This is a genomic window from Cytophaga sp. (genome assembly GCF_051961495.1).
Lineage (GTDB): Bacteria > Bacteroidota > Bacteroidia > Cytophagales > Cytophagaceae > Cytophaga.
In genome coordinates, this window is record NZ_JBQCDF010000093.1 from 1 (window position 1) to 15,255 (window position 15,255).

Annotated in this window: 12 protein-coding genes; 5 read left to right on the forward strand and 7 right to left on the reverse strand. The window is 37.9% G+C overall.

Translation table 11 applies throughout. The annotated features are described in order from the left end of the window. Nucleotides 1–100: 100 nt before the first annotated feature. Genes gap through ACTHJT_RS04215 form a run of 3 tightly spaced genes read right to left on the reverse strand, consistent with a single transcriptional unit; the run spans nt 101 to nt 2,201 of the window. Nucleotides 101–1,096, reverse strand: coding sequence for a type I glyceraldehyde-3-phosphate dehydrogenase (gene gap, locus ACTHJT_RS04205; RefSeq protein WP_440236584.1), 996 nt, complete (start codon nt 1,094–1,096; stop codon nt 101–103). Nucleotides 1,097–1,100: 4 nt separating this feature from the next. Next, nucleotides 1,101–1,565, reverse strand: a complete 465-nt coding sequence (locus tag ACTHJT_RS04210; RefSeq protein ID WP_440236585.1) for a DinB family protein — start codon at nt 1,563–1,565, stop codon at nt 1,101–1,103. A 51-nt stretch (nt 1,566–1,616) separates the two neighbouring features. Further along, the gene (locus ACTHJT_RS04215) at nt 1,617–2,201 is read right to left on the reverse strand and encodes a TetR/AcrR family transcriptional regulator (protein WP_440236587.1); all 585 of its coding nucleotides are present in this window, start codon (nt 2,199–2,201) and stop codon (nt 1,617–1,619) included. 167 nt (nt 2,202–2,368) lie between these two features. On the opposite strand from ACTHJT_RS04215, the gene ACTHJT_RS04220 reads away from it, so the two are divergent. Further along, nucleotides 2,369–3,328 carry a transporter gene (locus ACTHJT_RS04220; RefSeq protein ID WP_440236589.1) on the forward strand — a complete coding sequence of 320 codons (960 nt, stop codon included), beginning with the start codon at nt 2,369–2,371 and terminating at the stop codon, nt 3,326–3,328. 429 nt (nt 3,329–3,757) lie between these two features. On the opposite strand, the gene ACTHJT_RS04225 is transcribed toward ACTHJT_RS04220, so the two are convergent. The 4 genes from ACTHJT_RS04225 to ACTHJT_RS04240 form a co-directional block, all read right to left on the reverse strand. Beyond that, nucleotides 3,758–4,513, reverse strand: coding sequence for a LytR/AlgR family response regulator transcription factor (locus ACTHJT_RS04225; protein ID WP_440236590.1), 756 nt, complete (start codon nt 4,511–4,513; stop codon nt 3,758–3,760). After that, the gene (locus tag ACTHJT_RS04230) at nt 4,506–6,326 is read right to left on the reverse strand and encodes a 7TM diverse intracellular signaling domain-containing protein (RefSeq protein ID WP_440236592.1); all 1,821 of its coding nucleotides are present in this window, start codon (nt 6,324–6,326) and stop codon (nt 4,506–4,508) included. Before ACTHJT_RS04230 ends, ACTHJT_RS04225 begins: the two co-directional genes overlap by 8 nt. Before the next feature lie 284 nt (nt 6,327–6,610). After that, nucleotides 6,611–7,786, reverse strand: coding sequence for a PepSY-associated TM helix domain-containing protein (locus ACTHJT_RS04235; protein ID WP_440236594.1), 1,176 nt, complete (start codon nt 7,784–7,786; stop codon nt 6,611–6,613). Between the two features lie 230 nt (nt 7,787–8,016). Further along, entirely contained in the window at nt 8,017–10,446 is a 2,430-nt protein-coding gene (locus ACTHJT_RS04240; protein WP_440236596.1) for a TonB-dependent siderophore receptor, read from the reverse strand. A 372-nt stretch (nt 10,447–10,818) separates the two neighbouring features. Here ACTHJT_RS04240 and ACTHJT_RS04245 point away from each other — a divergent pair, with 372 nt between their 5' ends. The 4 genes from ACTHJT_RS04245 to ACTHJT_RS04260 all read left to right on the forward strand — a co-directional run bounded on the left by ACTHJT_RS04245 (nt 10,819) and on the right by ACTHJT_RS04260 (nt 15,078). Next, nucleotides 10,819–11,991: a hypothetical protein gene (locus tag ACTHJT_RS04245; protein ID WP_440236603.1), complete on the forward strand. Its 1,173-nt coding sequence runs from the start codon at nt 10,819–10,821 to the stop codon at nt 11,989–11,991. Between the two features lie 289 nt (nt 11,992–12,280). After that, on the forward strand, nt 12,281–12,838 hold the full coding sequence (locus ACTHJT_RS04250) for a hypothetical protein (protein WP_440236598.1): 558 nt from the start codon (nt 12,281–12,283) through the stop codon (nt 12,836–12,838). Between the two features lie 50 nt (nt 12,839–12,888). Then, the gene (locus tag ACTHJT_RS04255) at nt 12,889–14,103 is read left to right on the forward strand and encodes a TCR/Tet family MFS transporter (protein WP_440236599.1); all 1,215 of its coding nucleotides are present in this window, start codon (nt 12,889–12,891) and stop codon (nt 14,101–14,103) included. A 42-nt stretch (nt 14,104–14,145) separates the two neighbouring features. After that, on the forward strand, nt 14,146–15,078 hold the full coding sequence (locus tag ACTHJT_RS04260) for a hypothetical protein (protein WP_440236601.1): 933 nt from the start codon (nt 14,146–14,148) through the stop codon (nt 15,076–15,078). Nucleotides 15,079–15,255: the final 177 nt, after the last annotated feature.

Sequence of the window (15,255 nt, forward strand, 5' to 3'; positions counted from 1 at the left end):
AATTATGAATTATGAATTATGAATTATGAATTATGAATTATGAATTGTAATCTCTTAATGTATTTCATTCATAATTTATAATTCATAATTCATAATTAAATTAAATCTGTGAGCCAACTAGTTCGATCAAATCAGCAGTTCTGTTAGAGTAACCAAACTCATTGTCGTACCAGCCGAATACTTTTACATTGTTTCCTTGTACCATGGTAAGCTCGCTGTCAAAGATACTTGAGGCCGGGTTCCCGACAATATCAATGGAAACCAACGCTTCTTCTGAGTAGGTTAAATAGCCTTTCAGGCTGCCTTCACTTGCTGCTTTTTTGAAGGCCGCATTCACTTCTTCTTTTGTCGTTGATTTTTTTAATGTTGCCGTAAAATCGGTAATTGAACCAACCGGAACCGGTACACGTAATGAATGCCCGTTTAGTTTTCCTTTTACTGAAGGTATTACTAAGCCCATGGCTTTTGCTGCTCCTGTGCTGGTAGGGATGATAGAGAGTGCTGCTGAACGTGCACGTCTCAGGTCCTTATGCGGTGCATCCTGCAGGCGCTGATCAGATGTGTAGGCATGTACAGTCGTCATGAAACCGTTTTCGATGCCGAATGTATCTTCCAGTACTTTTACCATTGGTGCCAGACAATTGGTTGTACAGGATGCGTTTGAAATTACCGTTTCACTTCCGTCCAGTGTATGTTCGTTTACGCCTAACACAATTGTTTTCAGGTCACCGGTAGCAGGAGCGGAGATGATCACTTTCCTGGCACCGGCTGTGATGTGCGCTTCCGCTTTTTCTTTTTCAGTGAAAAAGCCTGTAGATTCAAGCACTACATCTATACCCAAAATTTTCCACGGAAGATCTGCCGGATTTTTTACCGAAAGAACTTTTACCTTTTTTCCATTGATGATCAGATTTTCTGCGTCATAAGAAACTTCTCCGGGAAATACGCCATGTGAAGAATCATATTTGAAAAGGTGCGCCAACGTTTTGGTATCTGTAAGGTCGTTGATCGCAACAACTTCTATATTTTTCTTTTCTAATAACGCGCGGTATGAAATCCTCCCGATTCTACCGAATCCATTGATTGCTACTTTCATATATTTATTTATTTGTTAAACTCCTTTTTAATGCCATGATGTAACCTAAGTGTAATCCTTCATGAAACAAGAGGAACTCTATGGCATCATCGATTGATTCAATGGTTACATCGTAGCGCGTAGTGAAGGCTTCATACGATGAAAATTTATTTTTCTGATAATCTTCTTCCAATTGATCAAGTACTGTAAGTGATACCTGCTTGATGCGTGTGATTTCTTCTGCTGAAACCAGTGCTTCCGGTCTGGTCTGTGATTTGTATAGCTGAATGATTTTTTCATCAACAACCGGAGTAAGCCCGGATCTGAGATAGCATAGACCCTGCTGACTGGCAATGAGGTGACCGAGATTCCAGATGATGTTGTTGTTAAATCCGCTTGGAATCTCATTGAGTTGTACAGTATTAAGGTCCTTCAACAGGCTTAATAAGAAACTGCGGGTTTTCTTTAAACGGTCAATTTCTTTTTTCATGATGGTTAATATTTATATTGTACTATATGGTACATAATTAGTAAAAAAAAACTACCGGATAATCTCCAGTTGTTTTTCAATTAATGGGAGTAATATTTTTTTATTTGAATAAATGCGTACTGAAATATTTAAGCCATTCCAAACTGACAGTAAATACTTGGCAAGTATTTCCGGACTCTCTTTTGTTTTTAATGTTCCATCTGCCTGGCACTCTTTGATTACTTTCAGGAAAACCTGTTCAAGCTTCAGGAGCAGATTGGCCGCTACATCTTTCAGTCCGAGTTCTCTGTTGGAAAGTTCGGCAATCGTATTGCCCAGCAGGCAGCCATTCTTGTGTCGCGCAAGTTTGGTATCAGCAATGCTATAAAACAAGGATTTTAAGTAATCAATTTTATTGGTCGATTCCCGGAATCCTTTTTCAAGATTTTCAAGTGCCAAGCGGCTCCGTTGCTGCATGGCGCGTTCAAACAGTTCACGCTTCCCCCCTTTGAATTCCAGGTAGAAGCTGCTTTTACCAATTCCCATAGCATTCAGCAGAATCTCTGTGGAGGAAGCTTCGTACCCATTCTTCCAGAAGACTTCAATCGCCTTGTTTATTACTTCTTCCTCGTCAAATATTTTTGGTCTTCCAGGCATGTCTCTGAACTGCTTTTAACAAATAACGGTAATTGTACTGATTAGTACAAAATAAATCAATTTTTTTTCTTTAGGTGGAAGGTTTTTTGTTTTAGGTATGGCTAAAAATTTAATTAGTGTATACAAAATATAATATAGTACATTTGAATGAAATTAGTTCGGATAAAATGAGAATCGTTAACACAATCTTCTTACTGTTATTTTTTATATCATGTACTACCGGCGTGCTTGCTCAGCATCCGGCTGCACCTGTAGAAACGGAAGATACCATACTTGTTGTAAGTAAAGAAGTAGCGCGGAAAATCCTCGAAGAATATAGTAGCGCCAATGGAGTAAAAGAAGATCTGGTGCCGGATTATTCTAAACAATGGATGGTAACTGACCGTCCGCATATTGCTGAAACGCCAATCCTGACAGCAAAGGGGTATTTGCAATGGGAGACTGGTTTGCAGGTAAGTCATACCAATACTGCTTTGAGTCATACGAAAGATATAACCTATAATACCATGCTGGTGCGGCTTGGTTTGAGCCGGCGTGTAGAAGCCCGTCTGGAGATGTCGTATTTAGGAACGAAGACAACGAAGACGGCCGATGATAGTTTGAAAATAAATACTAATGGACTCTCCGGATTAACAGTTGCTTCAAAGGTTTTTTTATGTGATGAAAAAGGCCTTAGACCTAAAGCTACCTTATTGTATGGAGCCATGCTCCCGTTTGTAGGCTCAGAAGCATACCGCCCTGAAAATACCGGCGGTTATATTAAGTTTTTATTTTTAAATGAAATTACACATCATTATGAATTTGAATACAATGTTGGCGTGGTGTGGGACGGTGATGGTAAGCAGGCATCTTATATTTATGCATTGAATAATGAATTCATGATTACGAAAAAGTTTAATGCATTTGCTGAAATCTATGGTTCTTTCAAAGAGAATAATGGCATGGATGACCGCTTTAATGGAACATTTGTCAACGACCATCGTGCGAATGCAGGTTTCTGGTATTTGTTTACAAAGGATCTGCAGCTTGATTTGAGCGGTGGTGTGGGATTAAGCGCGACATCTCCGGATTATTATATCGGGTTGGGTTTGTCCAACCGTTTTTCTGTATCATCAAAAAATAAATGATCGATCGTATTTCGGAATAGTAAAAAAGTCCCGCCATACAGCGGGACTTTTTTTATAAACAAGAAAAAATGTTGAAAGGGCTTTTATATAGTGTGCTGTGATAGTTTTACTTTTAAGATTTGTAACTGGTTATGCCCGCCTGGTCAATAGAAGAGGCATTTGACAGCCGTCAGTAAAATATCAGTATGCTTTTAACGAAATGTACAAACGAAGATTAGGAGCACTACCATCAAAATCATTGGATAAGAAATTTACTTGTAACGATTATCACCACATAATAAGACTTATTCTCACAGAATAAACCTGAGCAGTAAAAGTATTCAATTCAATCATATGAATAAGTCTTAATGAGTGACCGGTACTTTTTCAGGGGTAATCGGTTAAAAATAATTAGCGAACGGTAACCGGAATACATTTATCCGGATTGATTTATAAATTAAATTGTTTTAAGAAAGCGTCTTTATTCCTTCTCGAAACCTCAATCTCTGAATTATCGGCCATCACTACATTTCCCCCGCCATCACCTTTGATATATTTTTTGAGGTACTTAAGATTGATCAGGTGTGATTTATGTATTCTCCAGAAATTATTCTGGCTTAATATACTTTCAAATTCTTTTAATGTTTTACAGGCCAATTGCTTTTCTCCGTTTTTGAAAAATACCTGTGTATAATTTCCATCGGCTTCGCAGCGGACAATCTGGTCTATTTCTGCAAAAATATAACCTTCGCGTACATTTAAAATGATCTGGCTTAACTCGCCCGCATCTTTTGTTTCATTCTTTAAGAGAAATGACATGCGCTCGTTTACTTTGGTCTGTTCGCTGTTTGCATATTTTTCAACCGCCTGGATCAATTCGGTTTTGTCTACAGGTTTCAGCAAGTAATCCAATGCACTGTGTTTAATTGCTTTGAGCGCATAATGGTGATGGGCAGTTACGAAGATTACTTCAAATGTAATTTCTTTTATTCGCTTTAAAAGAGAAAAACCATTAATACCCGGCATGTCAATGTCAAGAAATACCAGTTCGGGATTCAGGTCATCGATCATGGCCAATCCTTCTTCTCCGGAACCGGATTCTCCGATGACGTCAACCTGCGGACAATATAATTTCAATAAGGTATGCAAAACCGATCTGCCATCGGTTTCGTCGTCAATGATCAGTGCTTTAATTTTCTTATTCATAAGCTTGTTGAATTTTTATATGTACCATTGTTCCGGCGGATGATCCGGATTCATTATAAAGATCATCAATTGTAAGTTCAGCTTTCAGTTTATAGGTTAATTCAATCAGCGAAAGCCGTTCATAAACCAGTGAAATTCCTTTGGAGCTGTGTTTGCCGATTTCTTTTTGTGCTGCAGCTGCTTTTCTGCCAATGCCATTATCTTTTATCTGAACATGTAATATGTTTTTTTCCCGGAAAATAAGCACATGAATATATTTGGTCCCGTTTTTAGTAAGCAGGCCGTGCCAGATTGCATTCTCAATAAATGGCTGGAGGATAAAGGAAGGGAATTCAATTTCTTCTGCTTGCAATTCATCTGCAATATCAATGGTGTAATGAAACGAATGACCCAGCCGCATCTGTTCCAGGGATAAATAGTTCTCGATAAACTCTATTTCATCAGATAAGGGAATAAACGTTTGGTCTGAAAAATTTAATGTCTTACGAATCAGTTTAGAAAATCGCATCAGAAAATCTACCGCCTGTTCCTTTTTGTCAGTAAGTATGCGTTCCAGGATTGAGTTCAACGCATTAAAAATGAAGTGAGGGTTCATTTGTTTTTTTAATTCAACAAGCCGCATCGATTTATTTTTTTCTGTTGCGGTAACAAGGGCAATGGTAGTCTTTTGTTTTTCACGTTCAAGACTTTTGATCGATTCGGTGATGCTTACAGATAGAAAAATGAATTGTATAATTACCCCGATGTTTAATGCATATACCGTAAATATGGATGATGGCAGCCAATTTATGTATTCAAGCCAGAAGATCAGAAAAAATAAATTCAGGAAGACAAATGCATATACAAACCACTTCGCGATTTTAAGACCGTTTTTGTACCTGTTCATCCCAACCCAGAAACAGATCTGAATAAATAAAATGTTCAGTAATGTACAAAACATAGTGGAGGGGTAAATGCTATGAATCAGTATCGCACTTATTTCAAGTGCGATAATAAACTGAAAGACTTTATACAAGGAGGATTTTGGATTTTTTATTTTTAAAAAATCCATGGTAAAAAGTGAAAGAAAAACATTTCCTGTAGTTAAGCTCAGGGAATCAATATGACTGTTTAGCCCGGGAAGATCTGGCCATAGATATTGAAAGCCGGTACCGTTTTTACTCATCAGAAAGATCAGCATGGCGCTCGCATAGATGATATAATACAAGTAATGCTCAACACGCAGGATTAAAAATGATATAAAATTGTACAGGATGATAAGCATCATAAACCCATAGAATACCCCAAGCAGTATATATTCTGTTAAACTGTATGCATAAAATTGTTCGTGGGTTTTGATAACGGGTTCAAAAACATTGATTGTATTTGAGTACAGCCTCATGTATACTTCAGTTGTATCATCAAGCGGAATGGATAGTTTGAAGCAGATATTTTTATGAGCAAAATCTCTTGTATGAAATGGGAAATCCTGTCCTGATTTTTTTTCGATGTACCCTCCTTTTTTATCCTTGATATACAGATCAACTTCGTTAATATCGTAATCATACAGTTCAATGATAAAATCTGTAAGGTCTGTTGTGTGGTTTATAACAAAAAAGTGCAGCCAGTATGCCGACGTAAGATTGGTATTGGTAAAATCCGCATCATGATCAGATATTTTTTTAAACGGATATTTATATACTTCGTTGATGGTTTTGTTTCGGAGACTATCTTCATAAAATTCTGCGTGCCGGCGCACCACATAATATTCTTTTTTTGTATCTGTTAATACAATCGGTTTGGGTAAGGCATGGGCATAGAGGCAGCACAACATACATGTTATTGTCCATAGGCTTTTTAAAGAGCGTTGTTGAATAAAATAGAAAAACAGTTTTCTGAAAAACATTATCAGCTGAAAGAAACAGGTATGATGTCAAGTATAAAATGATGACAACTGCTAAATTACATATTATTTTAAGGAATGAAAAAAATATAAATGGCCTGTTTGTTATTTCGTCAGTGGCATACAAACAGAAAATATAATTTTAAATATTTGTCGATATTTCCCCTGCGTACGATATCTGTTTCAGAATGTCATGGGCAGGGGATATAAAAGTGTTAAGCGTTTGTTTGTAATTTTATTTTCACAGCTTGCCTGCTGTTCTTTTTTTCTTTCTTTTTTCTTCCCAACCAGATAATAAATCCGGAGACCGGTAATGAAGCACAAACAAATGATGCAGCGAAAGCCAGTATTTTCCCTGGTAAGCCTGCTATTTCTCCTACATGTATATCATAGCTCAGATTATGGAGAAAACGTTCAAGTTTTAATTCTTCAGCATGACCGTTGAATAGGTTTATGCCAGTAAATTCTTTTCCTGTGTATTGGTCAAAATATTTTGAATATGACTGGTAATAGGTACCTGGATTTGGATTTATAGTTACAACAATCGGTTTGGCAGCATCTGCCGGATTGCTGAAGCTGATGCTGTAAGTGTTTACGTGCCCGGACGAAATTTGCGACCAGAGATGATCCAACGTTTTATCTTTATTATTTGCATGCGTATGCAGCGTGTCCCAAATCGGTTCGATCCGTTCGGCTTTTGTACGTCCTGCTGATGCGATCCGGTATATACTATTATTCCACCATTCAATACCAAACATCATACCTGTCAGAGCCAGTGTCAATGCAATAAAAAATATATAGAAACCCGGTACATTATGCAAGTCATAATTTACGCGGCGCCACTTTGCATTCCATTTTATTTTGAAACTTTTATCCGTATTAGTCTTTTTTAAATTTTTGGGCCACCACAAAATAATGCCGGTAAGTAATAAAATACTGAAGATTAATGTTGCGTAAGAAACAATATACGATCCAACCGGTCTGGGGATCCAGAGATTGAAATGGCCATTCAGAATGATCCGGAAAAAATCTTCTTCTGTATTCCATACTTTCAAGATTTTTCCTGTATATGGATTTATATAAACATTATAGGCTGTTTTGGTTTCTTTTGAGAAGAATCGTACAACTGTGCTCTTACCCGTTTCATAATAGTAAACGCCACTTGCTTTTGAACCGTTCATTTCTTTTTCTCCGAGCTCAATTAATCGGGAAGGAGGTAATTGCGTTTGTTTTTCTTCCGGTGGTGATACATAGAGAAAAGGTAGTGTGATGCTTTTGATTTCGTGTTCAAAGGCAAGTATACAGCCTGTAATGCTTACAAGAAACACAACCAGCCCGGAAGCCAGTCCGAGCCAGAGGTGTAACTTTCCAACTAATTTTTTAAATGACATTATTTATGAACGGTAATGATGTAGGTTGCTCCACGCAAGATGGTATCGTATGTCTTGCCGTTTTGTTCGCCGGCAGTTTTTCTGTATAAAATGCTTCTGCATAATACTCATCCGCCAGATAGGGATGATGATTGTATAGTCGCTATTTTATATTATGAGAATTTAAACAGCCCATGTCACTAACGACAGGACTGCTTTAGGGGTAAATTGAATGATCCGTTAACTGGTCATTAGAATTTCAAAGTAACACTTGCCATGATACGTCTCGGCATTTGTCTTTCTATGGTTGTCCATCCGCCATAGTAAGCCTTGTCTGTAAGGTTATCTGCTTTGATTGCTAAGCGGTATGTTGGTGCATTGTAGAAAACAGTTGCATTTAAAATGGTGTAAGCTGGCAGTGTAAATGTTCCGATAACAGTAGTGTTTGAAATAACATTTTCACTTGCATGGTTACCGCCCATGCCGAGCCCGAAACCTTTTAAGTTACCCTGTGTAAATGTATAGCTTGCCCATAGGTTTATTAAATGTGCAGGACCTGCAGATACTGGTCTTAATCCTTCAACTGTTTTATCTGCGTCAACCATTTTACTATCGTTGTATCCGTAACCTGCAACGATATTGAAACCTGAAAACGGATTCGCGATCATGTCAAGCTCCACACCTTTACTTCTCTGTGAACCATCCTGAACAGTAATGTTGTAGGGATTACCACCGCTGATAATTTGTGCCGTACGGGTCATGTTTGTAACAAGAATATCATAGTAGCTTGCAGTAAATGATAACTTATGTCTTAACACATCCAATTTAACACCACCTTCCAGCTGGTTTGCCTGCTGAGGTTTAAATGTGCCTGAAACATCTGCTAATGGCTGTGTAACCGGAGCTACGTTTTTAAAACCGTTCATATAATTTCCGAATACAGATACTTTGTCTTTTATTACCTGGTAAACAAGACCGAATTTTGGTGATAATGCTGCTTGTTCGTATTTGCCTGTAGTTTTACCGGTGCTGAAGTTTTCGGTCCCTTTATTGTCAAAATAATCGAAACGCAAACTTCCCATTACCAATAATTTTTCTGTAATATTTAACACATCAGAAACATAGGCGCTGTAGGTCCAGCTGTTTACACCTGTTTTGGTTGGCGTTGTGGAGGCTGCCAGTTTAGCATCAACAGCTTGTTGTGTTAATGTTCCGTAGTTGGGATCTACATAACCCGGTGTTGTTATGATTTTATCGTAGGCAATGTAAGCAGTGCTGTTGTTGGTTGTTTGTATGTTCAGGAAGTCAATACCGGCAACCATCCTGTTTCTCATGTCACCGATCCTGAAATCACCAACAAAGTTTTGTTGCAGGTCGGTAGTAGAAGTAATTGTATTCTGGTCGCTCAGGTATCTGGTTAATACGGTATCTTTCGCAGGATCAAGGAACATTACATAGGAGTAATATCCGTCTGATTTACGTACACTGCGGGCAACATTTGTTTGTGCTATCCAGGCGTTTGAAATTTTGTAAGAAATCTGTCCGTATAAATTCAGTGTCGGGGTTTTTATTGTAATGTCGTTGCTTGTATAAGATTTGTTGAAATCAAAATTTAATTCATCAATTGTTTTGTATTGCAACGGGCGTGAACGGTTTAAGAATACCATTAACGGGTTTGTGCTTTCAGCATTGTAAAGCTCAGCATTGATGAAGAATGTCAGTCTTTTATTTGCCTTGAAAAGAAAGCTTGGTGCAAGGAATGTACTTTTTTTGAAGCCGGCATCCTGGAAACTGGCTTCATAATGGTATGCACCATTTAATCGGAACAATGCAGTTTTGTTTTTATTTAGCGGAGCATTCACGTCAAAGGCAAGCCTGTTTAAGTTATAACTTCCGGATGTGAAACTGATTTCACCTCCTCTTGTTTCATAAGGCTTTTTGGTAACAATGTTCATTAAACCACCGAAAGAGATCAGACTGCTTCCGAATAAAGTACTAGAAGGACCTTTGATTGTTTCGAGGCGCTCAATATTGGCAGGGTCAATGCCACCATTTGAAATGCCAGCTATACCATTGATCATACTCGGCTGCACGCTGAAACCGCGCATGGAGAAATAGCCCGCTCCATCGCCGCCGCGGCCGGTAGAAGACCATAGCCTGTTTACACCAGGTGCGTTTTTTACAGCATCATCAAAATTAGTTACTACTTGTTCCTGAATCAGTTCTTTGCTTACAACATTGTATACCTGCGGATTTTCCAGGTTCTTTAAAGGCATACGCGCAACATAATCTGTCTCCTTTTGCGCGAATTTATTTGCAGCTGCTTCAATCTCAATCTCCTGTTGATTGATGTCTTCCACCAGCCATACCAAACCAATATTGGCGACTTCATTTGCTGTTACTGTTACACTTTTTTCATACTTCTCATAGCCCAGTAATTGAAATATAAGTGTATATGTACCTGGTTCTACATGTTTGAGTGTGAAACTACCGTTGGCATCTGTAACAGTCCCCTTCGTAGTTCCTTCCAGGCCAATGGTTACATATTCAGCGCGACTGCTATCACCGGAAAGTCTTACACTTCCCTGTATGGTGCCTGCGTTTTGGGCATAAGTATACATGGTAATAAAGAATATCAAAGCAGTCAGAATACTGTTAAGATATGTTTTTTTGTAATTCATAATAGAGGTTTTAATTTATTGGGGGATGTATCAAATCATGTTGTATTGGGCACAACATTGATTCAAAATTATTCTTATTTAGACTTATTAAAAATAGATGAAAGTTTGATGCTATCTCTGAAAAAATATTTTTTTTAATTTAAGTGTCATTAAGTCATATGTTTATGGTGCATTTTAAAGAGTTTTCAAAGACAAAAAATACTCAAACTAGGGTAGTAAATTACTCTATCTGCGGTATGATTATAAAAACTCATTAAGCTTTCATTAATCTGTTTTTTTAAAATCTATGTCGGTAGAAGTGATTACAGAGAAGGAAAGATGGAGAACACTTCTGATTTTTCTACCTGCGCATTTATCGTTATTTTTACTCTTATGAGAATTGTTGAAATTAAGGATCAGGCACAGAAGAAAGCCTTTTTAGAACTTCCGGTAGAATTATATAAGCATGAAAAAAACTGGATCCGTCCGTTGGATTCAGATATAGAAGGAATTTTTGATAAAGAAGTAAATAAATATTTCCGCCACGGAGAAGCAACACGTTGGTTGCTCTACAGCAATGAAAATAAATTGATCGGTCGTATTGCGGCTTTTATTGACAACAAAACAGCTAAAACCTCAGAATATAAAACAGGTGGCTGCGGTTTTTTTGAATGCATCAATGATCAGGCTGCAGCCAATCTCTTATTTGATACTGCTAAAAATTGGCTGGTTAAACGTGGGATGGAGGCCATGGAAGGCCCTATAAACTTTGGTGAGCGCTTGAACTGGTGGGGGCTTCTGGTAGAAGGATTTTACGAACCTGTTTACGGAATGCCTTATCATCTGGCGTATTACAGGCCATTGTTTGAAAATTATGGTTTTAAGGAATATTATCAGCAATATACGTTTCATCGTTTTGTAGAAGGTGAGCTGCCTCCGATTTATCAGGAGAAAGCGGATCGTTTGGCGCGCGACCCTGCATATACATTTAAGCATATTGAAAAAAACAAGCTTGAACAATATGGTGAAGATTTCAGAACGATTTATAACAAAGCCTGGGTGAAACACGCCGGTGTGCGTGAAATGCCCAAGGCACAGGCGATGGCAATGATGAACCAATTGAAGCCTATCCTTGATGAGAAGATTATCTGGTTTGCGTATTACAACAATGAACCGATTGCGTTCTTTATCATGATTCCTGAATTGAACCAGATCTTTAAACATCTGAACGGAAAACTGAAAGGCAAATGGGATATTATTGCCAAGTTGAAATTCCTGTATCATAAATACACTGGCTCGTGTAAGAAAATGTTTGGTGTTGTGTTTGGCGTTGTTCCAGAATATCAAAGCAAAGGTCTTGAAGGGGCTATTGTAATGGCCGCCGCTAAAGTGATACAGCCCCTGGGCAGGTATACAGAATTTGAAATGAACTGGATCGGTAATTTTAATCCAAAGATGATCAAGGTGGCAGAGGCTGCCGGCGGTAAGATCCGGAAAGTACACATTACCTACAAATATATTTTCGATCAGAGCAAACCTTTCTATCCAATGAAGGTAATCGAATAGCATGAATAGTCCGGAGAAATTTTAATGTAGTTTATATATAACAGTATAAAAACTGAAATGATTGGTTAAATAATTATCGGATTAGATATAGAGGTTATCATCAATAATTATGAGCAACTGTATGATGCAGAGTACCTGACCAACTATACTGAAAACCGCAAGCTGCATAGCCTTAGCAGAGAGTATAAATTTACAAATGAAAACGAGGAGCTGTTAAAATATGTTGCCGGCCCATGTATGTATAATTATTATTGATCAGATAGAAATTTAACAATAGATGTCCCGGCCATTGAATAAACGTGAGCAAAAGAAATTGCTTCGAAAAGAAAATGAAACAAGAGCTAAAAGAAAAAATACGATAACAACTGTGTTGTTTTTTGCGGGAATTTTATTGATTGGTTTTCTTTGCATTTATTCACATATACAATACTATTGGACAATAATAGACTATAAAATTCCTTTGGCTGTTTTTATGATTTCAGGGACAGTATTTGGTGTTTGTTTTAAATTGTATTTTAAAAAAATTGTGATTAAGGTACATGGTTTTTTGTACTTTTTGTTTGCAGGATCTGTTACTACTGCATTGTTTTTTTTCTTAAATAATTTATTGGCAAACGCGCAGATATATTCTATTAAAGCTCCAATTTTAGAAACATACTATACAAGTATGAAGGGCGGAAGAAGTAAAGGTATTGGAGTCGATGTTCAACTTGTAAATTTTACGAAACAACTTCATTTTTCATTGGAATCTGAAAATAAGATTAATGGTGCACATGCTATCTTATTAAGCGTAAGTAAAGGAAGCTTAGGCTTTGAAATTATAAAAGACAGGATTCCGGTTGAGTAAAATGCTTTGTTCAAATAATAAAATAAACTATAAATATTAAGAAAAATTGTATGAATATCAACCATAAGTCAGCACTTGGTTTTATTTTCGTTACCTTATTAATTGATGTAATAGGCATTGGAATTATCATTCCGGTGATTCCGGATTTGATTAAAGAACTTACGGGTGAAGGTTTGAGTGAAGCTGCTCAATACAGCGGCTGGCTAACGTTTGCATATGCCATTATGCAGTTTTTCTTTTCACCTATTCTCGGCGGATTAAGCGATCGTTATGGCCGCAGACCAGTGCTTTTAATTTCTTTACTTGGTTTAGGGTTCGATTATATTTTTTCTGCTTTTGCTTCAACCATCGGCTGGTTGTTTGTTGGCCGCATTCTGGCAGGAGTTAGTGGTGCAAGTTTTACAACTGCTACCGCTTACATAGCGGATATCAGCACACCTGAAAAGCGTGCACAGAATTTTGGCCTGGTAGGCGTAGCTTTTGGAGTAGGCTTTATTATTGGTCCGGTGATTGGCGGTATTGCCGGTAATTGGGGGCCACGTGTTCCTTTTATGGTTGCTGCGTGTTTTACATTGCTCAATGTATTGTATGGTTATTTCTTCGTTCCCGAATCCTTGTCTGAAGAAAACAGAAGAACATTCGATTGGAAGCGTGCAAACCCGATCGGCTCGTTGCTGCACCTGAAAAAATATCCGGTTGTAGCCGGTTTGGTTGTTTCTATGTTTTTGTTTTTCATTGCCGGACATGCCGTGCAATCAAACTGGACATTTTTTACTGAGTATAGATTCGGTTGGGATAATGAAATTGTCGGCTACTCTTTGGGTTTTGTAGGCTTGATGATTGCTATTGTCCAGGGAGGGCTGATACGGCTGATCATTCCAAAGATCGGCCAGAAGTGGGCCGTATACATTGGTCTTGCATTGAACGGATTTGGCTTGTTGTTATTTGCTTTTGCAACGCATGGCTGGATGATGTTTGCGATTCTGATGCCATATGCATTAGGAGGAATTGCCGGCCCGGCGCTGCAGGGCATTACATCGGCACAGGTGCCGGCAACGGAGCAGGGTGAATTGCAGGGAGCAATGACATCCTTAATGAGTGTTACGTCTATTATTGGTCCGCCATTGATGAATAATTTATTCTGGTATTTTACGGATACCGGCGCACCGATCGAATTGCCCGGCGCCCCTTTTTTAGCAGGTGCAGTTATGGTAGCAGTAAGTGTATACTTCAGTGTACAGACATTAAGAAAATACGAAGAATAAAAATTATGGCTATTCGTTAGTCGTACAATCTTTAAACAGCTTATGAAAAAATATTCTTTATTATTCATGCTCGTTATAGCGGCAGCATCACGGCTTCCGGCACAAAATTATATTACCCTGCCGGATACGAATTTTAAGAATGCATTGAAAATAAAATTTCCCGGTTGTTTCAGTACTTACGACGAACTGGATATTAGCTGTTCGGCCATCACCCGGGTAGTAAGTCTGGATGTAAGTGAAAACGGAATCAGAGACCTTACAGGGATGAAATATTTTACCAGTCTGGAATATCTGAACTGTTCATATAATCAGCTGACAACTATTGCCGACGAACTTCCGGAGTCTTTAAAAGTACTTACGTGCTCAGGTAATCAATTGACTGCTTTACCTCAATTACCTGAAGGGCTGGCTGAATTGAATTGTTTTGAAAATCAATTAACGTATTTACCGGTACTGCCACCTTTTTTAAAAGAACTGACGTGTTCAAAAAATAAACTTCAGGAGCTTCCTCTATTACCGCCACATTTGAATAGGCTGGCATGTTTTGAAAATCAACTTTCGTTGTTGCCTGTGTTACCGGAGGATTTAATGGATATCTCTGCATCAGGAAATAAATTAACCGCTTTGCCTTCTATTCCGAAGTCTGTTGAGAAGTTAGATTGTTCAAAAAATCAATTAACAGCTTTACCTGAACTCCCCGTTGATCTTATTCATTTATTCTGTGGTAATAATAATCTTACCAGCTTGCCTGTATTACCAGTAAAATTAAGCATTCTGAGTTGCCCCTCGAATAAGTTGACAGGACTCCCTGCTTTACCGCTTACGCTTACATATATTGATTGTTCATCCAACAACATTAAAATCATTCCGGAATTACCTCCCATGCTTCGTTATTTCAATGCAAGTAATAACCCATTAAAGAAGAAACCGGAAAATAAACACCCGGATATACTGGTGGATTTTATTCTGAAATAAAATCATATACATTGAATCAAAAAAGGTCTGAACAAAATATTCAGACCTTTTTAATGTGATAAATATATCACCCTATGCAGGGAAGTTATTCAACAACAATTTTCACTACTTGTGAAATACCATTCTGTGTGATGTAGGCTACATGCATGCCTTTCGTTGAAACGGAGATAGGGGTTT

Excerpts from the sequence above, each read along its gene's own strand:
- ACTHJT_RS04220 (WP_440236589.1), top strand. The coding sequence starts at position 2,369 with ATGAGAATCGTTAACACAATCTTCTTACTGTTATTTTTTATATCATGT.
- ACTHJT_RS04255 (WP_440236599.1), top strand. The coding sequence starts at position 12,889 with ATGAATATCAACCATAAGTCAGCACTTGGTTTTATTTTCGTTACCTTA.
- ACTHJT_RS04240 (WP_440236596.1), bottom strand. The coding sequence starts at position 10,446 with ATGAATTACAAAAAAACATATCTTAACAGTATTCTGACTGCTTTGATA.
- ACTHJT_RS04210 (WP_440236585.1), bottom strand. The coding sequence starts at position 1,565 with ATGAAAAAAGAAATTGACCGTTTAAAGAAAACCCGCAGTTTCTTATTA.
- ACTHJT_RS04260 (WP_440236601.1), top strand. The coding sequence starts at position 14,146 with ATGAAAAAATATTCTTTATTATTCATGCTCGTTATAGCGGCAGCATCA.
- ACTHJT_RS04225 (WP_440236590.1), bottom strand. The coding sequence starts at position 4,513 with ATGAATAAGAAAATTAAAGCACTGATCATTGACGACGAAACCGATGGC.
- ACTHJT_RS04215 (WP_440236587.1), bottom strand. The coding sequence starts at position 2,201 with ATGCCTGGAAGACCAAAAATATTTGACGAGGAAGAAGTAATAAACAAG.
- ACTHJT_RS04235 (WP_440236594.1), bottom strand. The coding sequence starts at position 7,786 with ATGTCATTTAAAAAATTAGTTGGAAAGTTACACCTCTGGCTCGGACTG.
- ACTHJT_RS04245 (WP_440236603.1), top strand. The coding sequence starts at position 10,819 with ATGAGAATTGTTGAAATTAAGGATCAGGCACAGAAGAAAGCCTTTTTA.
- gap (WP_440236584.1), bottom strand. The coding sequence starts at position 1,096 with ATGAAAGTAGCAATCAATGGATTCGGTAGAATCGGGAGGATTTCATAC.
- ACTHJT_RS04230 (WP_440236592.1), bottom strand. The coding sequence starts at position 6,326 with ATGTTGTGCTGCCTCTATGCCCATGCCTTACCCAAACCGATTGTATTA.